This is a genomic window from Billgrantia sulfidoxydans, from assembly GCF_017868775.1.
GTDB classification, from domain to species: domain Bacteria; phylum Pseudomonadota; class Gammaproteobacteria; order Pseudomonadales; family Halomonadaceae; genus Halomonas; species Halomonas sulfidoxydans.
Window position 1 is genome coordinate 2,474,113 of sequence record NZ_CP053381.1, and the last position, 17,734, is coordinate 2,491,846.

Here is a 17,734-nt window from a genome sequence, read left to right on the forward strand (position 1 = left end):
CCTTATTGATCCCCAATCACTGTTCATCGACACGGCCGTAGGTGTCCTCGAAGCGCACGATATCGTCTTCACCGAGATAGTCACCGCTCTGCACCTCGATGAGCACCAGGGGGATCACGCCGGGATTGGCCAGGCGATGATTGTGGCCAGCACGGATGAAGGTTGACTCGTTGGTATCCAGGTAGAACTCCTGCTCCCCATTCGTGACGCGCGCCATACCGCTGACGACGATCCAATGCTCGCTGCGGTGATGATGCATCTGCAGCGAAAGCGAGGCGCCGGGCTTGACCTCGATACGCTTCATCTTGAAGCGGTGGCCCTGCTCCAGGGTGGTGTAGGTTCCCCAAGGGCGATGCACGGTACGGTGCAGCAGGTGGGCATCGTGCTCGTTAGCCTTCAGGTGCTTGACGATCTGTTTGACATCCTGAGCATGGTCCTTGTGCGCGATAAGCACGGCGTCAGGCGTATCGACTACCAGCAGGTCTTCGATGCCGACCAGGGCGGTCAAGCGCTCGGGGCTATAGACATAGTTGTTGCGGGCTTCGTGCACTAGCACCTCACCTTCACAACGATTGCCGTTAGCATCGGCCTCGGTCAACTCGCTCATGGCGTTCCAGGAGCCAATGTCGCTCCAGCCGATGTCGCAAGGCACCACGGCAACCTTGGAAGAGCGCTCCATCAGGGCATAGTCTATAGAGATATCCGGCACGTCGCTAAACTGATCAGGATCGAGCGACAAGCACTGATAAGCTTCCCCTTGGCTGCTGCGTGACGCAGCCAAGGTGGCGGCAACGGTTTCCATCACGTCGGGTGCATGTTCCCGCAACTCCTCGATCACCAGGCCTACGGGGAAACAGAACATGCCAGAGTTCCAGTAGTAGCGCCCAGCCTCAAGATACCCTTTCGCAGTTTCTAGATTCGGTTTCTCGACGAAACGAGCGACCCGATAGCCGCTGGCTAACGTGTTCGCTTTGTCGGCCTCGATGTAACCGAACCCGGTTTCAGGATATTGGGGTTCAATACCGAACGTCACGAGCCAACCCTGCGAGGCGATTTCCTTGGCCTTGTTGACGGCTGCCGAGAAGGCCGTTTCATCCTGGATCAGGTGATCGGCCGCGAGCACCAGCATCAGTGTATCGGGGCCGTAAGCTTCGTTCAGTTGAAGCGCTGCCGCGGCCACGGCCGCCGAGGTGTTGCGGCCGAAGGGCTCCAGTACATAGCGTAGCGGGGTGTCTTCACTGCCCACCTTGCGGTACTCATCTTCCGTCTTGAAAAACAGCTCACGATTGGTGACCGTCAATACCTCGCTGACACCATCCAGGCCACTGGCTCGCAGGAAAGTCTTCTGGATCAGGTTCTGACCATCCGGGAGCGACATGAAAGGCTTGGGATGTGTTTCACGGGATACCGGCCAGAGGCGGCTTCCCACCCCCCCTGACATGATGACGGGTACGAAATGCATGGTTTATCTCTTTAAGTATTGAGTCAGATTAAATCGGTTGCGCCACGAGAAAGTAGCATTAGCGTTCTACTGAACATGTTGCTCCCATCGAAGATCATCGGTTCGGCGAGCTGCTGCTTGATCTATTCGAGGTCGGGGTGCGGGAGCACTGCCACTCGGAACGATCTTGCATAGACTGGCTGCGGGAACGATTCCACGTTTTTACAGCTCCTTCAGTAGCCGGCTGACGATTTCCTGCTGGCTCAGTTCTGCAGTATTGACTGTCAGTTCTGCTGATTTAGGCACTTCATAGGGGCTGCTGATCCCCGTGAAGTCCTTGATCTTGCCTTCCCGTGCCTTTTGGTAGAGCCCTTTGGGGTCGCGCTGCTCGCAGACATCCAGCGGGGTGTCGACGTGCACCTCGATGAAATCGCCTTCGCTGAACAACGCCCGGGCGGCATCACGGTCGCTGCGGAACGGCGAGATGAAGGCGGTAATCACGATGATGCCCGCTTCGGCGAACAACCTGGCCACTTCGCCCACGCGGCGGATGTTCTCGGCGCGGTCTTCCTCGCTCATGCCTAGGTCCTTGCACAGGCCGTGGCGTACGTTGTCGCCGTCCAGCAGCATGGTGTGGTAACCACGGCGGTTTAGCTCCACTTCCAAGGCATTGGCCAGGGAGGATTTGCCTGCACCAGAGAGCCCTGTGAACCAGATGCACTTGCCCTGATGGCCGGTGAGCTGCTCGCGCATGGCTTGGGTCACGCTGGTGCGGTTCCACACCACGTTGGCCTTGCTCTCGTGCTCGCGGAATTCGTAGGGCAGTTCGCTATCCAGCGGCTGGTGGATCATCCCCGCTCCGACCGTTACGTTGCTGAGGCGGTCGATGACGATGAAGCAGCCGGTACCGGGACTGGTGCGGTAGTCATCGACGGGCACAGGCGCCGTCAGTTCGATATGGCAGCGCGCGATGGCGTTGAGATCGAGATTTTCGGCGTGGCGGTGCTCGAGCGTGTTGACGTCGACCTGGTAGTCGATGGCCGTGACCTTGCCGGCCACGGCCCGGGTGGCAAGCTTTAGGTCGTAGAGCCTCCCGGGCTCCAGCGGCGCTTCATGCATCCACACGATATCTGCATCGAAGCCATTGGCAAGCGGCACCTTGGCTTCCTCGGCGACGAGCCAGTCGCCACGGGAGATATCAATCTCATCCTCCAGGGTGAGGGTGATCGCCTGGCCCGGGTAGACGGCTTCGAGGTCGCCATCGAAGGTGACGATTCGTTCCACCTTGGACACCTTGCCGGAAGGCAACGCTCGCACGGCCTGGCCACGATATACGATACCGCTAGCGAGCGTGCCGGAGTAGCCACGAAAATCGAGATTGGGGCGATTGACGTACTGCACCGGGAAACGCAGGTCGCGCAGGTTCTGGTCGTGGCTGATCTCGACGCTTTCCAGCAGCTCCAGCAAGGCCGGCTTATCGTACCAGCCCATGGTCTCGCTCTTGTTGACGACGTTATCGCCCTTGAGGGCCGACATCGGCACGAAGCGAATGTCGCGGGCATGGAGCTTCTCGGCAACGGCCTGGTACTCCTCGACGATCTCGTCGAAGCGTGCCTGGGAGTAATCGACCAGATCCATCTTGTTCACTGCCACGATCAGGTGCTGGATGCCCAGCAGATCGCAGATGAAACTATGGCGCCGGGTCTGGGTCTGCACGCCGTAGCGGGCATCGATCAGGATGATCGCCAGGTTGGCGGTGGAGGCCCCGGTGGCCATGTTGCGAGTGTACTGCTCGTGCCCCGGCGTATCGGCGATGATGAACTTGCGCTTGTCGGTGGAGAAGAAGCGGTAGGCCACGTCGATGGTGATGCCCTGCTCGCGCTCCGACTGCAGGCCGTCGACCAGCAGCGCCAGATCCACCTCTTCCCCGGTAGTGCCAACTTTTTTCGAGTCCCTGGCGATGGCGGCCAGCTGGTCCTCGTAGATCATCTTGGAGTCGTGCAGCAGCCGGCCGATCAGGGTTGACTTGCCGTCGTCGACGCTGCCGCAGGTGATGAAGCGCAGCAGGTCCTTGTTCTCGTGCTCGCGGAGATAGGCTTCGATATCCTCGGCGATCAGTGTCGATTGGTGTGCCATCAGAAGTACCCCTCGCGCTTCTTCTTCTCCATCGAGCCCGCCTGGTCGTGGTCGATGGCCCGGCCGCTGCGCTCGCTGGTGCGGGTCAGCAGCATCTCCTGGATGATCTCAGGCAGGGTGTCGGCCCTGGACTCCACCGCGCCGGTCAGCGGGTAGCAGCCCAGGGTGCGGAAGCGCACCCACTTCTCCTCGGGCACCTCGCCGGGGGCGAGCGGCATCCGCTCGTCGTCGACCATGACCAGCATGCCGTCGCGCTCCACCACCGGGCGCGGGGCGGCGTAGTAGAGCGGCACGATGGGAATCTGCTCCAGGTAGATGTACTGCCAGATGTCCAGCTCGGTCCAGTTGGAGAGCGGGAAGGCGCGGATCGACTCGCCCTTGTTGACCCGGGCGTTGTAGAGGTTCCACAGCTCGGGACGCTGGCTCTTGGGGTCCCAGCGGTGGAACTTGTCGCGGAACGAGAATACCCGCTCCTTGGCGCGGCTGGCCTCCTCGTCGCGACGCGCGCCGCCGAAGGCGGCATCGAAGCCGTACTTGTCCAGCGCCTGCTTGAGCGCCTGGGTCTTCATCACGTCGGTATAGCCGCTGGAGCCGTGATCGAAGGGGTTGATGCCCGCGGCGCGCCCCTCTTCGTTGATGTGCTCTATCAGCTCCATGCCCAACTCGCCGGCCATGCGGTCGCGGAAGGCGATCATCTCGCGGAACTTCCAGGTGGTGTTGATGTGCATCAGCGGGAACGGCGGCGGCCCGGGGTAGAAGGCCTTGCGCGCCAAATGCAGCATCACCGAGGAGTCCTTGCCGATGGAGTAGAGCATCACAGGGTTGCGGAACTCGGCGGCCACCTCGCGGATGATATGAATCGACTCGGCTTCGAGTTGTTTGAGGTGGGTCTGCCGTTCGGTAGAAATTTCAGGCATCGAAAAAACCTTGGGTTCTTTCTTAACTCTTCAGACTAGCCCGCAGGGCCGATTCCCAGCGCGAATCCCGCTCGCCGGCCACGATGAAGAACGGATTGAGCACACTCTCCTGCTGGTTGCAGCGCAGCGGCTCTAGGGTATGGGCGTTCAGCACCTGGCCGCCCGCTGCAGTGACCACGGCCTGGGCCGCCGCCGTGTCCCATTCGCTGGTCGGTGCCAGGCGCGGATAAAGATCGGCCTTGCCCTCGGCAACGAGGCAAAGCTTGAGCGAGCTGCCCATGGTTGCACATTCATGATTGGGCAGAATGCGACAGAAGGCTTCGAATTCCTCCGAGCCATGAAGACGGCTGCCCACTACCTGCCAGGCCTCTTGGTCGGGATCTGGCAGCGCGCGCACGGTGATGGTATGGCACGGCCCCTCGTCTACCTGTTTCCATGCGCCCTGCCCCTGTTGCCCGATCCAGGTGGTGCGCAGTACAGGCGCATGGACGATGCCGAACACCGGCACGCCATCCTCGATCAACGCCACGTTGAGAGTGAATTCGCCGTTCTTCTTGATGAACTCCTTGGTGCCGTCGAGCGGGTCGATCAACCAGTAGCGCTGCCAGGCCTTGCGCGTGGCGAAAGGAATCTCCGCGGATTCCTCGGAAAGAGTCGGCACCTGTGGGGCAAGGTTTTCCAGCAGATCCACCAGGGCGTGGTGGGAGGCCATATCCGCTTCGGTCAGTGGGCTCTTGTCATCCTTGGTCTCGACGCTGAAGCCGTGATCGTAGATCGAGATCACCTCGCGCCCCGCGGCAAGAACGCCATCGATCAAGCGGGCGCGCATGCGATCAGTAACGAAACTCGTCAAAACAAACCTCTCAAGATGGCCATACCAGCGGCATGAGCCTTCATGCGGAAACGCCGACGATCAGGCTTGGGCAGACATAAGCAAGAAGCAAAACGTCGAACTCAACCTTCACCAAGAGCTATCGCCCCACCGAGTAATAAGTGAACCCCTTGATCGCCATGCGCTTCGGCTCGAACATGTTGCGCCCATCGAAGATCAGCGGCTCGGCGAGCTGCTGCTTGATCAGCTCGAATTCCGGGGCGCGGAAGCTCTGCCATTCAGTGACGATCACCAGGGCATCGGCGCCGCGCAGGGTGGCTTCCTTGGTACCGCACAGGGAGAGGTCATCGCGGTTGCCGTAGATTCGCTGGGCCTCTTCCATGGCTTCCGGGTCAAAGGCCTGCACCTTGGCGCCCGCCTCCCACAACGCTTCCATCAGCACGCGGCTGGGGGCTTCGCGCATGTCGTCGGTGTTGGGCTTGAAGGCCAGGCCCCAGATGGCGAAGGTCTTGTCTTTCAGGTTGCCCTGGTAGTGCTTGTGGATCTTCTGGAACAGGGTGGTCTTCTGTTCCTCGTTGCGCGCTTCCACCGCCTTGAGCACCTTGGCATCAAAGTCGATGGCGTCGGAAGTGCGAATCAGTGCCTGCACGTCCTTGGGGAAACAGGAGCCGCCGTAACCCACGCCGGGATAAATGAAGTGGTAGCCGATGCGCGGGTCGGAACCGATGCCCTGGCGCACCATTTCGATGTCCGCCCCGAGGCGCTCGGCCAGGTTGGCCATTTCGTTCATGAAGCTGATCTTGGTGGCCAGCATGCAGTTGGCGGCGTACTTGGTCAGCTCGGCGCTTCGCACATCCATCACGATCATCTTGTCCTGCTGGCGGCTGAACGGCGCGTAGAGTTCGCGCAGCATGTCTTCCGCCACCCGGCTGGAGGTGCCGATGATGATGCGGTCGGGCCGCTGGCAGTCGCTGACCGCGCTGCCCTCTTTCAGGAATTCCGGGTTGGAGACCACGTCGAAGCGCAGGTCCTTGCGCCCGCGGGCTTCCAGCACGTGATCCACCTTGTCGCGCACCTTGTCGGCGGTGCCCACCGGCACGGTGGACTTGTTGATGATGACCTGGTCGCGCTCCATGTGCTGGGCGATGGTCTCGGCCACGGCCAGCACGTACTTGAGGTCGGCGCTGCCGTCTTCGTCCGGCGGGGTGCCCACGGCGATGAACTGCACCTGGCCGTGCTTGACGCCTTCGGCGGCATCGGTGGTGAACTTGAGCCTGCCGGCGGCATGGTTCTCCTTCACCAGCGGCTCCAGGCCCGGCTCGTAGATGGGAATCTCGCCCTTGCTCAGGCGCTCCACCTTGGCGGCATCCACGTCCACGCACACCACGTGGTGGCCCACGTCGGCCAGCACGGCTCCCTGCACCAAGCCCACGTAGCCGGTTCCGAATACGGTAACGTTCATTGCCGTTCCTTTATGTACGCTCTTCTCTAAGAGATATAGCGGGCAATGATGTTCCCGCTACCTTGAATCTGTTGCGCGGCTCTGCTCACGCCGTGGCCGGTGCGAGTGCACCCTTCGCAGCGCCTGTGTCATCAGCGAGAGAATCGCCACCCAAGGTGACTCTCATCTCATGCCCTGCCTCTTCGGCCCACTCCTGCAGCTTGGCCTTGAGCGCGGCCTGGGCGTGGGGGTCGCCGTGCACCAGGCGCACTTCCCGCGGCGGGTGGCGCATGCGGCGCACGAAGTTGAGCAGGTCATGCTGGTCGGCGTGGGCCGAGTAGCCGCTCACGGTTTCCACCCGGGCGCGAATGTCGATGCGCTGGCCGTCGAGCATGACCCAGCCGCCCTTGGGCCCAAAGCGCTGAATGTCGCGGCCGGGGGTGCCGTGGGCCTGGTAGCCGGTGAACAGCACACAGTGGCGTTCGTCGCCGAGCATGCGCTGGAGGTAGTTCACCACCCTGCCGCCGCTGGCCATGCCGCTGGCGGCGATGACCACGGCCGGCCGGCCGCTCTCGGCCAGGTAGGCGACGGTCTGCTCGTGTTCCTGGTGGCTGTCCACGGTGTAGAGATTCTCGAAGCTGAGCGGATGGCGGCCGCTGCGCAGTGTCTTGTGCGCTTCGGCGTCCCACCACGGCTTGAGTTCGCGGTACACCTCGGTGAAGCGGGCGGCCAGGGGGGAATCGACGATGATTTCGAGCTCGCGCCAGCGCTCGTTGCGGGCGTTATGGATCAGCCCTTCCAGCTCGTAGAGCAGTTCCTGAGTGCGGCCCACGCTGAAGGCGGGGATCACCACCGTGCCGCCGTTGGCGAGCGCCCTGTCGATGGCGGCTTTCAATCGCACGCGGCGGTGGCGCCTGTCTTCATGCAGGCGGTCGCCGTAGGTGCTCTCGAGCACCAGCACGTCGGCACGATACGGCGGTTTGGGCGCGGGCAGCAGCGGCGCGTAGGGCGCGCCCAGGTCGCCGGAGAAAACGGTGCGCTGGGCCTGACCGCTTGCTTTCTCCAGCGTATCCACTTCCACGTAGGCGGAGCCGAGGATGTGCCCGGCGCGCTGTAGCTTGACCCGCACGTGGTGGCGCTCGTCGTCGAGCACGGTGTGCCAGGTCTGGTAATCCAGCGCTACCAGCCGTCCCTGCACTTCGGTCAGGAAACGCTCGATCAAGTGCCGGTCACGGGTGAAGCCAATCTTGAGCGCGTCTTCGATCACCAAGGGCAGCAGCCGAGCCGAGGGCACCGAACAGAGGATCGGCCCCTGGTAGCCTGCCGCCAGCAGGTAGGGCAGCCGGCCGATGTGGTCGATGTGCACGTGGGTGACCACCAGCGCCAGCACGTCGTCCACCGGGAAGCGCACGGCGTGCTGCTCGAGGCTGTCGACGCGCTCGGCATCCTGCCCCTGGAAGATGCCGCAGTCGACGAGCAGGGCCCGATCCGCCGCGATCTGCAGGCGGTGGCAGCTGCCGGTCACGCCCGCCCCGCCGCCGTGATGAACGATGTTCAAGAAGTCATCCCTTACTTATTGTCTTGAGCTTAAAAAATTAAACGCCATAAAACCCGCGGTACCACTCGACGAAGCGCTTCACGCCCTCTTCCACGCTCACCTTGGGGCGGTAGCCGGTGGCCTTGAGCAGCGCTTCGGTGTCGGCCCAGGTGCGCGGCACGTCGCCGGGCTGCATGGGCAGGTACTCGCAGATGGCCTCGCGCCCGGTGGCGGCTTCCAGCGCGCGGATGAAGCTCATCAGCGAGACCGGCGCACCGTAACCGATGTTGTAGAGCGCAAAGGGCGCCGTGCTCTGGTCCGGCCGGGCAGTGGCGGCGGCGCGGTCGGGGTTGGGCTGCGGGATGACATCCAGGATGCGCACGATGCCTTCGACGATGTCATCGACGTAGGTGAAGTCCCGCGACATGTCGCCGTGGTTGTAGACCTGGATCGGCTTGCCTTCGAACATCGCCTTGACGAACTTGAAGATGGCCATGTCGGGCCGGCCCCAGGGGCCGTAGACGGTGAAGAAACGCAGCCCGGTCATCGGCACGCCGTAGAGGTGCGCGTAGGTGTGGCTCATCAGCTCGTTGGCCTTCTTGGTGGCCGCGTAGAGGCTGACGGGGTGATCCACGCTGTCGCTGGTGGCGAACGGGGTCTTGGCATTCATGCCGTAGACCGAGCTCGAGGAAGCGTAGACCAGGTGCCCCACCTTGTGCTGCCGGCACCCTTCCAGCACGTTGAGGTGGCCGATCAGGTTGGAGTCGGCGTAGACATGGGGGTTGTCCAGCGAATAGCGCACCCCGGCCTGGGCGGCCAGGTGGATCACCCGGTCGAATTCGTTCTCGCGGAACAGCGCGGCCATGGCCTCGCGGTCGCCCAGGTCCATGTGGATGAAGCGAATGTCGTGGCAGTCGGCCAGGTCGTGCAGGCGCGCCTGCTTGAGCGAGACGTCGTAGTAGGTGTTGAGGTTGTCGATACCGACGATCTCGTGGCCAAGCCCGCTCAGGCGCTTGGCCACGGCGTGGCCGACGAAGCCGGCGATGCCGGTGATCAGCAGTTTCACTCGGTTCGTTCCCTTGCGTGGGGTAGAGAATGGGCCGCCACCGTTCAGGCACGCTACCGCCCGGGGATTGTTCCGGGCGGTTCCCTGGCCCTGCTGCGTAGCGATACCGGATCGGGAACGGAAGCGTAGCGTCAATGACTACGGCGAGCCCCAGGGCATGGTCCAGCCCTGGTCGCGGCTGCTCACGGTCCGCCGCCGAGCCATCGCTCGGCTTCCTGAAGCTCGACATGAAAGCCGCGCTTTCAGGCCCCTGCCGGGTATCGTTATTGGAATGACGCAATTCTACGGCACTCGGAGGCGATGCTCTACCGCGGAATAAGGGCTAAATAGTGCTGAATCGTCAGATGCTTGTTCGCTTCTTACGAAAATATGACGGCCCGTAGCACTGTTTACCGAGAAGAGCTCTCAGCAACGTTTCATCAACGACAGCGCCAGACGGCCAGCCGATGGAGAAGTGCGAGCAGAATCAGGCCGGCGGCCAGCCAGCCAAGGACGATCACCAGCGTGGTAAAGCCGCTAGGCACGTCATGCGGCGGACGAAAACTCATGCCGTGTTCGACGAGACGGGCGACGAGATACGTGGGCGCCGCCACCATCGCCATGGCGATGCTGGAGCGCCACTCGGCCAGGCGTCGGGTGAGGGCCCAGGGCTCGCTGGGGGGCTTGGCACCAGCCTTGGCCTTGGCCTTGCGCCTGCTGCCGGCGTTGGCACTGCGAGAGGCCTTGGCCGCACCGGCTTGGCGCGTCGCGCCACTGCGCTTGGCGGGCTTGCGCCCGGCCTTGCCACCCCTCAGCGGCAGGCCGGCGGCCAGCCAGCGCAGCAGGCGTGAAAACGCCCAGCCGAGCGTGAACAACACGGACAGCGCCACGCTGCCCATCACCAGCAGATAGGTCATCGGAGCAGACAGGTCGGTCATGGGTGAATCAGGCGATATGGCCGAGCGTGTGCAGAGTGCGCAGCAGGTCGGCCACGCTCTCCCTGGGCTGGGCGTACTCCTTCATCAGAGACTGGAGCCGCGTTTCGAACGCCTGCTGGCGTTGCTGTTGCTCTTCCGCTTCCAGCTCCGCCAAGCTGCGCACCGGCGGCCCGGTGGGAATATCGAGACGGGAACTGGGTTTTTCCAGCTCGCGCAGTGCCTGGGCGAAGGCATCGTCAAGTTCACGAAACTTGCGCAGCTTCTCGCGCTCATCCATCGATCGGTTGGGCTTCTGGTTTCTCATCGTTATCCGTGATTGCTCAAGTACCTGGTTGGAGCAGCGCAATTGGCTGGCCTCACACGTGGGCGGCACCCGATGGTTGTGGGGCCGAGTATACCGCCAACGCACCGAGTAGCGAAGGTCGGCCAGTACGCTAAACTGATAAGACACATGGGCTCACGCAAAGGAGCACCGTATCGCACCTTGCTACTATTATGCACAAACGGTCAAATCCGTTAACCAAACTTGCCTTTGCCTCCCGCGAAAGCGCATAAAGAGACGCACAAAAACCATAAAAATCGATGGCGTTATGCCTGCCTGGCATTTCCAGGCGCCATCGGTAGCATCAGCGTTTGTTAATGGATGCAGCAACCTTCATTTTGCTGCGCTTCGAGCAAGGGACAGTTATGTTTAACGAGATGATGCGGGCAGAGATCTGGCTGCAGGACCATTTGGATAGCCAGCAGGGAATAGAAGACCTCGCCAGCCGACTCGGTTACTCGACCTCACAGGTCCGGCGCAGGTTCAAGCAATGCTTTGGTCTGTCCCCTAGCGCTTATCGCGATAGTCTGCGGCTGGAGAAGGCGGCGCGCCTGCTGGCGTTTACCCCTTTCTCTATTCAGTCTATTGCAACCCGGTGTGGCTATCGAAATCATTCCGCTTTCAGCCGTGCCTTCCAACGATACCACAATCAAACTCCACGCCAATACCGCCAGGCGTTGCGATTGAAACTTCACCACAACCCCTTTTGCCAGGGGCATGGCGGTGACCCACCCCATCATGAAATCCGCTGGGCGCCGGCGCGCCAGGCCCTGGTGACGCGTCTATACCGAAAGGAGCGCGGCCACCCGCTCGGGGTGCTGCGGAAGTGGACCCAATACGCCAAGGGCGTTGAGAGCCTTCCGGATCGCTTGCGCCAAGGGCAAACCATTGCCCTGCTGCACAACATTCCGCTACCGAGCGACATGGAACGCATTGACGTCGGGCCACTCGTCGATCGCAACGAAGCCCCGGGAATTGCGATACCCGCTTCCTTTCGCCTGCTGAACCTGCCGGCCCAGCAGCAGGCTAGCGTGGAACTGGGGTCGCTGGAGGAAATTCCGGACGTGGTTCAGTATCTGGTCTGCGAATGCCTTCCCGAACAGGGGCTTCACGCCAGCGGCGATGCCGTTCAGGTGGAATGGAACGAGAAAGGCGTGCTGGTCAGGCTTCCCGTTCAGCAGGCCTGAACCGAAACGAGGGGCCGCGCAGCTGGCGGCGCCCTCTTCCGCTCGAACCTGCCTGGGAATCAGGACTCGACTCGAACCAGCCAGCCTTCGACGGTGTCGGAGCCGAACTCGTCCTTCCACGCCTTGAGTGTCTTCTGATTGCCGCCGCGTGTTTCCACCACTTCGCCGGTCTTCGGGTTCTTGTAGATCTTCAGTTTGCGCTTGCGCCGCCCGGTGCTGGAAGTTGCCGCTGCCTTGGCCGCCGGTGCAGACTTGCCACCCTTTGGCTCGAGCAGGCCGATTACATCGGCGGAGCTCTTGTTGAACTCACGCATCAACGCTTCAAGCTTGTCCTTGAATTCCAGCTCAGCTTTCAGTCGCTCATCGTTCTGCAGCCGCTCCATTTCAGCCTGAAGCTGCTTGAGCTGCTGTTCTTTCTGCATGAATTCGCTGAGAAGAGACATATACACGGTCCTTGCAATGGGAGGATGTTATGGAATGCCGCCTATGAATACAACAACTCGAACAAAATGACAATACTTGAGGTTATTTTTAGCCGACTCTCATCGGCTGCGTCAAATAGAAAAACGATTAGCACTGCAGGCAAGCAATCCTTCGTTACCACAGCGTTCTCGAACTGAAACAGCTCTCTTGAAGCCAGCAAGATAATACGAGCATAGATTCCAGCCGGTGCGCCTCTCGCCGAGAGTTGTAAATTGGCCCGAGGGTGATGCGGCCATGAGCACACAGAATGAATAAGTATAACCTAATTTAGAAATTTGTACACCTCGCTCCCTTTGTTACACTCACTAGGCACGTTGAAGCAGATTCGATCGCGGATACGACGAAAGGGATGTCATGTACTTGTTCCATAATTTCAAGGCACGCAACGACTTATGCTCCGAAGACAAGCGAATTTTCGATAGCTACGTCGGCCCGGCCCAGGAGGTGAAGAAAGGCAGCCACCTGGCCCGCGAGGGCGAGACGCTGAAGTGCCTGCACCTGATCGAGAAGGGTTGGGCCTGCCGCTACAGGATGCTGCGCGACGGCAGCGAACCCATAACCTCGTTGTTGCTGCCCGGCGATATCAGTGACAATGGCCAGGGCCTGCACGCCCGCCTGGAGTTTTCCATCAAGGCCATAACGCCGCTGCGCTTCACTACCATAGATCCGGCGGGTGCAGAGCGATTGTTCGAGCGCCCCAGAATACTTCGCCTGTTTAGGGCCTCGGGCCATATCAGCCACAGTACGGCGCTGAACTGGATCATCAATGTCTCGGCACGCAGCGCCGAGGGGCGCATCGCCAATTTATTGTGCGAATGCTATGCCCGCTCTCATGCCGCCGGACTCACCTATCGGGGCCGCTACTTCTTTCCACTGACGCAAACCGAGATATCCGACGTTCTGGGCCTTTCCAGCGTTCACGTCAGCCGCTCGATCAGCAAGATCAAGCGCAAGGGGCTGATAGAGAATTGCGACCACAAGCAGATCCGGATCAAGAACTGGCGCGGCCTGGCCACACTGGGCGATTTCAGGCAAGACGATCTTGAACTGTCCTCTTGAGCAAGCCCCCCCTAACCCGCCAACCGTCGTTTCAGCCTTTACCAGTAACTTGGGTAACGCCGATGGCGGGCCAGGTTATTGACCAGAATCGCCACTACCAGCATGACGCCACAGCCAATGCCGATCGGCATCAGGGGATACCACCAACCCAGGGTGGCAATGGTCTCGCCGCCGATCACGGCACCCAGTGCCGCGGCGGCACCCGGCGGATGCACGGTGTGGGTGAGCTGCATGGCAAGCACCGAGAGCGATACGGCAAGCGTTACCGCCAGTGCCGTACTGCCCAGCAGCTTGAAGCAAGCCACCCCCACCAAGGCAGAGAGCATGCTGCCGAACAGGACGTTGCGCGGCTGGGCGAAGGGGCTCTCGGGCGCGGCGTAGAGCAACACCGAGGTGGCGCCGAAGGAGGCCACGATCAAGAGATGGTGAGAGAGCCAGTGCGCATTCAGCCAGCAGATGGCCCCCATGCCGAGGAAGGCACCGAACCACGACCACAAAGCGTCCTGCCAGTCGGGGCTGGGGGCTCGGGTTCGTTCGGCGCGCATCTTGCTGAGGTAAGTCTTCATCTGCCTTCGGTTTGCACAAAATAGGTGCAGGAGTCTCTCAGAGCGCACCACAAATGTGAAGGCAAGTTTTTTTATAAGAACATGCCAATCTGTTGACCGGGGTCAGTTTTTACCGCTCGACAGGAAGGGAACCGGCTCGAGGCTGAGCTGCCGCCCACCGGCCTGTGCAGCAATGCACATCGCCCTGGCGCGGCATGCCAGGGCGATGGCTTCCATAACGCCAAGACGAGCGCAGCCAGGCATGCATGTACGAGAATCAGTAAAAGATGTCGCGCAGGATCTCGTAGACGATAGCGTTGGCGGCATCCACCAGGACGACGTCGGGGCCGACCCGGCGCCATTCGTAGCCGTCGTAGTGCGGCAGGTCGCGCAGGAGGCGCTCGTCCAGCTGCATGGCGATGCCGGGAGGCAGCGGCTTGCCGCGCTCCAGGTTCATGCGCACGCCGGGCGGCAGGCTCTCGGCACCGCGGTCGATCTCGATCCAGTCGCGACGCTCGATCAGCAGGCGGCGGATTTCGCGCTCGTCGAAGCGCGGGCCGTCGGCAACAGCGCGGCGCTCATCCCGCCCCTCGCCGCGCCAGTCGTTACCTTCGCTCGCCCCCCGCCCTGGCTCGCCCTGGCCCCGCCCCGGCTGGGCCGGCACTTCTCTCTGCTCCTGCCCTTTTCCATGACCCTGACCCTGCCCCTGGCCGCGATTATCGCCCGGCTGCGCCTGGGCCTGCGTCGAGGCCAGAACCAGCACCGCCACGCTCGTCAGGAGAATTCGCTTGGCATGCAGCATGGTGACACTCCTTGGCAGATTGGCTCACCTTTCCAGCCTAGGAGAGGAATGCGCAATCAACGTGCAACGAAATGGCATGTTCCCTAGTCGAGCCACACCCCCTGCAAGCTCGGCATCGCCACCATTCCTCCTTCGCCAATGCCACCTTCAGTGTCGTCGAAGGCTTCATCGTAGTGAAAGCCACCCGCTCCCTTGACCTCGATGCTTCTGCCCACGACTTCGCCAAAGAACTGGCCACTACCGGTCACTTCGACATGGGAGTTTGGCGCGATGATCTGGCCGTAGAAGTTCGAGGCACCGCCGATGAACACGCCGGACCTACCGTTAGATGAATCATCATGGGATGGAGATTACGGACAGTATCGCAGTCATTGTCAGATTCGCTAGGCGCGATGGTGCATTGGCTAAAGAAGAACAAAAAGGCTACCCGTCTCGGGTAGCCTTTCTCATTCATCAAGTTGTAGGGGTAGTTGAGCTGGGAGTGGTTACACTAATCGTATGATCTTCATTTCCAGGATCAGCAGATGTAGCAGTAACATCTCCTGTACCCTCATCATATGTAGGCCCTGTTTCACAGGATTCACTTGTGAATTGTATATTACTGACATCGCCATCTGGTTCGCTAATTTCGACTGCGACTAAATTAGCATAATTCCTTGCATCAGCCAAGCATGCCCGATTCGCTGCTCTCTCCGTATAATTCTGATACTGCGGAATGGCTATCGCCGCCAGAATGCCGATGATCGCCACGACGATCAGCAGTTCGATCAAGGTGAAACCGCCCTGCCCCTGTTTGGCGGCTGCTCGTTTCTTCATCATTTCTTTCACGTTCATCGCAGTCGTCCCCTGCTCTGTGGTGCCCGGTGGCTGCGTTCAGCCCTGGGCGGTTGCACCTGCGGCTCGATCACCGCCATGTCGTGGCTCGGCCCTTGGGCCTTGCCTGTCCCCTTGCAGGGCCTTCTCAAGCTTTTTGCGTAACTGCCTGAGTTCGCGCCCTTCTTCGCGGCTATCGAGAGCCTTGCGCTAACATTAGATGACTCAGCCCCAGTACCGCAAGCGCTACCTACGTAGGTAGGAAGTTTACTTCAGCATAAGCCATGACGAAGTTAATACCAGTTGGCGTGGCGTTTGTCAGCTTGCTGTGACGAAGCATACCAACGGTCTAGAATGCGGGGTACCCTATCGCTCACCGCCCTTGCGGGCCTGTGCCTGAGGCGCCATGAACGACTATCGAACGGCACCGGTCGGTGCTCATGAGACAGCCAGCCAGCAGCGTGCGGCTGATACCGAGGGGCTGCGCGGTTTCACTCGCCGGCTGGTGGAGTATGAGCTGCTGTCCCGTGCGGCCGCCGAGCGGGCCGAGCACGAGGCGCGCGAGGCGGAAACCAGCCTGCTGCAGCATGTGATCGACACCGGCCTGGTCACGGCCCGCCAGGGCACGCTGTGCGCGGCATGGGAGTACGGCCTGCCGCTGGTGGACCTGGACGCGCTGCGCCTGGCGAGCCTGCCTCCGGCCAGTGAGTACCCCGAGAAGCTGCTGCGCAAGCTGTGTGTCGTGCCGCTCAGCCGCCGCAGCCACCGTCTGACCGTGGCGGTGCCCTTCCCCTCCACCCTGGCCCTGCTCGATGAGCTACAGTTCGCCACCGGGCTGAGCATCGAGGCCGTGCTCTGCCCGGTGGATCAACTGATGCCGGTGCTCGAGGCCTACCTGGCCCAGCACGACTCGAGCATGATGAACGAGCTGGCCGGCGTGGACGATGCGGTCAGCGAGCTGGAATTCGAGGATGGCGTCGACATCAGCGACGAGCGCGCCACCGACGCCGCCCAGAGCGGTGCCGACGATGCGCCGGTCGTCAAGTTCGTCAACAAGATCCTGCTGGATGCCATACGCCGCGGCGCTTCGGACATCCATTTCGAGCCCTACGAGACCAGTTACCGGGTGCGCATGCGCGTGGATGGCATGTTGATGGAGGCGGCTCGCCCGCCCTTCGCCATGCGATCGCGAATTGCCGCGCGCCTGAAGGTGATGGCGCGGCTGGACATTTCCGAGCGCCGCCTGCCGCAGGACGGCGCGATCAAGCTGAAGGTTTCGAAGACCCGCTCGATCGACTTCCGCGTGAACTCGCTGCCGACCGTGTACGGCGAAAAGATCGTGCTGCGTATCCTCGACCCCACCTCGGCGCAGATCGGCATCGATGCGCTGGGCTTCACGCCGGAGCAGCGCGCACTCTACGAAGGCGTGATGGACCACCCCCAGGGCATGATCCTGGTCACCGGCCCTACCGGCAGCGGCAAGACGGTGACGCTCTATACCGGCCTGAACATCCTCAACGAGGTGCAGCGTAACATCTGTACCGCCGAGGACCCCGTCGAGATCAAGGTGCCCGGGGTCAACCAGGTCAACGTGCTGCCCAAGATCGGGCTCGACTTCGCCAGCGCGCTGCGCGCCTTCCTGCGTCAGGACCCGGACGTGGTGATGGTGGGTGAGATCCGCGACCTCGAGACCGCCGAGATCGCCGTCAAGGCATCGCAGACCGGCCACCTGGTGCTCTCCACGGTGCACACCAACTCCGCCGCGGAGACCCTGACCCGGCTGGCCAACATGGGCGTGCCGCCGTTCAACATCGCCAGCTCCGTGAGCCTGATCATCGCCCAGCGCCTGGCCCGGCGGCTGTGCAAGCACTGCCGCCAGGAGGCCGAACTGCCCCGCGAGGCGCTGCTGCAGGAGGGCTTCACCGAGCAGGAGGTGAATAGTGCCACGGTGTACGAAGCCGTAGGCTGCAAGCACTGCACCCACGGCTACAAGGGGCGTGTGGGCATCTATGAAGTGGTACCGATCAGCAACGCCATGAGCCAGTTGATCATGCGCAACGGCAATTCGATGGATTTCGACAGCCTGGCGCGCCAGGAGGGCCACCCGGACCTGCGCCGCAGCGGGCTGTTGAAGGTGATGCAGGGCATCACTAGCCTGACCGAGGTCAATCGGGTCACGAAGGATTAACAAATTGCTGCATCTTTTTGCTTTGTAACTCAATGAAGAACGCTTAAG

The 17,734-nt window shown here is 61.6% G+C and carries 17 protein-coding genes; 3 read left to right on the top strand and 14 right to left on the bottom strand.

The features are described 5' to 3' along the window. Positions 1-16: 16 nt before the first annotated feature. The 9 genes from HNO51_RS11510 to HNO51_RS11550 form a co-directional block, all read right to left on the bottom strand. Positions 17-1,462 (bottom strand): mannose-1-phosphate guanylyltransferase/mannose-6-phosphate isomerase, encoded by a 1,446-nt coding sequence (locus HNO51_RS11510; protein WP_209537481.1) that lies wholly within the window; start codon positions 1,460-1,462, stop codon positions 17-19. Between the two features lie 201 nt (positions 1,463-1,663). Next, positions 1,664-3,577, bottom strand: a complete 1,914-nt coding sequence (cysN, locus tag HNO51_RS11515) for a sulfate adenylyltransferase subunit CysN (RefSeq protein WP_209537482.1) — start codon at positions 3,575-3,577, stop codon at positions 1,664-1,666. Continuing rightward, the gene (gene cysD, locus HNO51_RS11520) at positions 3,577-4,494 is read right to left on the bottom strand and encodes a sulfate adenylyltransferase subunit CysD (protein ID WP_209537483.1); all 918 of its coding nucleotides are present in this window, start codon (positions 4,492-4,494) and stop codon (positions 3,577-3,579) included. Before cysD ends, cysN begins: the two co-directional genes overlap by 1 nt. A 22-nt stretch (positions 4,495-4,516) precedes the next feature. Then, on the bottom strand, positions 4,517-5,323 hold the full coding sequence (gene cysQ / locus HNO51_RS11525) for a 3'(2'),5'-bisphosphate nucleotidase CysQ (protein WP_209539220.1): 807 nt from the start codon (positions 5,321-5,323) through the stop codon (positions 4,517-4,519). A 142-nt stretch (positions 5,324-5,465) separates the two neighbouring features. Beyond that, positions 5,466-6,788, bottom strand: a complete 1,323-nt coding sequence (locus HNO51_RS11530) for a UDP-glucose dehydrogenase family protein (RefSeq protein ID WP_209537484.1) — start codon at positions 6,786-6,788, stop codon at positions 5,466-5,468. Between the two features lie 85 nt (positions 6,789-6,873). Then, complete coding sequence (locus HNO51_RS11535) at positions 6,874-8,325, bottom strand: MBL fold metallo-hydrolase RNA specificity domain-containing protein (protein ID WP_242597103.1); 1,452 nt, start codon at positions 8,323-8,325, stop codon at positions 6,874-6,876. 37 nt (positions 8,326-8,362) lie between these two features. Continuing rightward, a complete protein-coding gene (locus HNO51_RS11540; protein WP_209537485.1) occupies positions 8,363-9,370 on the bottom strand; it encodes an NAD-dependent epimerase in 1,008 nt (335 codons plus the stop codon). 419 nt (positions 9,371-9,789) lie between these two features. Beyond that, complete coding sequence (locus HNO51_RS11545) at positions 9,790-10,287, bottom strand: hypothetical protein (protein WP_209537486.1); 498 nt, start codon at positions 10,285-10,287, stop codon at positions 9,790-9,792. 7 nt (positions 10,288-10,294) lie between these two features. Then, entirely contained in the window at positions 10,295-10,591 is a 297-nt protein-coding gene (locus HNO51_RS11550) for a hypothetical protein (RefSeq protein ID WP_234283474.1), read from the bottom strand. A gap of 335 nt (positions 10,592-10,926) precedes the next feature. Here HNO51_RS11550 and HNO51_RS11555 point away from each other — a divergent pair, with 335 nt between their 5' ends. Continuing rightward, positions 10,927-11,796, top strand: coding sequence for a helix-turn-helix domain-containing protein (locus tag HNO51_RS11555; protein WP_197447499.1), 870 nt, complete (start codon positions 10,927-10,929; stop codon positions 11,794-11,796). 59 nt (positions 11,797-11,855) lie between these two features. Here the strand turns inward: HNO51_RS11555 and HNO51_RS11560 are convergent, their stop codons facing one another. Then, the gene (locus tag HNO51_RS11560; protein ID WP_197447500.1) at positions 11,856-12,239 is read right to left on the bottom strand and encodes a histone-like nucleoid-structuring protein, MvaT/MvaU family; all 384 of its coding nucleotides are present in this window, start codon (positions 12,237-12,239) and stop codon (positions 11,856-11,858) included. A 394-nt stretch (positions 12,240-12,633) separates the two neighbouring features. On the opposite strand from HNO51_RS11560, the gene HNO51_RS11565 reads away from it, so the two are divergent. Next, the gene (locus HNO51_RS11565) at positions 12,634-13,338 is read left to right on the top strand and encodes a Crp/Fnr family transcriptional regulator (RefSeq protein WP_197447501.1); all 705 of its coding nucleotides are present in this window, start codon (positions 12,634-12,636) and stop codon (positions 13,336-13,338) included. Between the two features lie 38 nt (positions 13,339-13,376). On the opposite strand, the gene HNO51_RS11570 is transcribed toward HNO51_RS11565, so the two are convergent. From HNO51_RS11570 to HNO51_RS21265, 4 genes are all read right to left on the bottom strand, one after another. Next, positions 13,377-13,904 (bottom strand): HPP family protein, encoded by a 528-nt coding sequence (locus tag HNO51_RS11570; RefSeq protein ID WP_197447502.1) that lies wholly within the window; start codon positions 13,902-13,904, stop codon positions 13,377-13,379. 256 nt (positions 13,905-14,160) lie between these two features. Further along, a complete protein-coding gene (locus tag HNO51_RS11575; protein WP_209537487.1) occupies positions 14,161-14,685 on the bottom strand; it encodes an anti-virulence regulator CigR family protein in 525 nt (174 codons plus the stop codon). A gap of 83 nt (positions 14,686-14,768) precedes the next feature. Next, on the bottom strand, positions 14,769-14,996 hold the full coding sequence (locus tag HNO51_RS11580) for a DUF7305 domain-containing protein (protein WP_209537488.1): 228 nt from the start codon (positions 14,994-14,996) through the stop codon (positions 14,769-14,771). Positions 14,997-15,138: 142 nt separating this feature from the next. Then, positions 15,139-15,519, bottom strand: coding sequence for a prepilin-type N-terminal cleavage/methylation domain-containing protein (locus tag HNO51_RS21265; RefSeq protein ID WP_422674237.1), 381 nt, complete (start codon positions 15,517-15,519; stop codon positions 15,139-15,141). Positions 15,520-15,904: 385 nt separating this feature from the next. On the opposite strand from HNO51_RS21265, the gene pilB reads away from it, so the two are divergent. After that, positions 15,905-17,686 (top strand): type IV-A pilus assembly ATPase PilB, encoded by a 1,782-nt coding sequence (gene pilB / locus HNO51_RS11590; RefSeq protein WP_209537489.1) that lies wholly within the window; start codon positions 15,905-15,907, stop codon positions 17,684-17,686. Positions 17,687-17,734 lie beyond the last annotated feature (48 nt).

Coding starts and splice junctions, on each gene's coding strand:
- HNO51_RS11510 (WP_209537481.1), bottom strand. CDS start 1,462: ATGCATTTCGTACCCGTCATCATGTCAGGGGGGGTGGGAAGCCGCCTC.
- cysN (WP_209537482.1), bottom strand. CDS start 3,577: ATGGCACACCAATCGACACTGATCGCCGAGGATATCGAAGCCTATCTC.
- cysD (WP_209537483.1), bottom strand. CDS start 4,494: ATGCCTGAAATTTCTACCGAACGGCAGACCCACCTCAAACAACTCGAA.
- cysQ (WP_209539220.1), bottom strand. CDS start 5,323: ATGCGCGCCCGCTTGATCGATGGCGTTCTTGCCGCGGGGCGCGAGGTG.
- HNO51_RS11530 (WP_209537484.1), bottom strand. CDS start 6,788: ATGAACGTTACCGTATTCGGAACCGGCTACGTGGGCTTGGTGCAGGGA.
- HNO51_RS11545 (WP_209537486.1), bottom strand. CDS start 10,287: ATGACCGACCTGTCTGCTCCGATGACCTATCTGCTGGTGATGGGCAGC.
- HNO51_RS11550 (WP_234283474.1), bottom strand. CDS start 10,591: ATGAGAAACCAGAAGCCCAACCGATCGATGGATGAGCGCGAGAAGCTG.
- HNO51_RS11555 (WP_197447499.1), top strand. CDS start 10,927: ATGGATGCAGCAACCTTCATTTTGCTGCGCTTCGAGCAAGGGACAGTT.
- HNO51_RS11560 (WP_197447500.1), bottom strand. CDS start 12,239: ATGTCTCTTCTCAGCGAATTCATGCAGAAAGAACAGCAGCTCAAGCAG.
- HNO51_RS11565 (WP_197447501.1), top strand. CDS start 12,634: ATGTACTTGTTCCATAATTTCAAGGCACGCAACGACTTATGCTCCGAA.
- HNO51_RS11570 (WP_197447502.1), bottom strand. CDS start 13,904: ATGAAGACTTACCTCAGCAAGATGCGCGCCGAACGAACCCGAGCCCCC.
- HNO51_RS11575 (WP_209537487.1), bottom strand. CDS start 14,685: ATGCTGCATGCCAAGCGAATTCTCCTGACGAGCGTGGCGGTGCTGGTT.
- HNO51_RS21265 (WP_422674237.1), bottom strand. CDS start 15,519: ATGAACGTGAAAGAAATGATGAAGAAACGAGCAGCCGCCAAACAGGGG.
- pilB (WP_209537489.1), top strand. CDS start 15,905: ATGAACGACTATCGAACGGCACCGGTCGGTGCTCATGAGACAGCCAGC.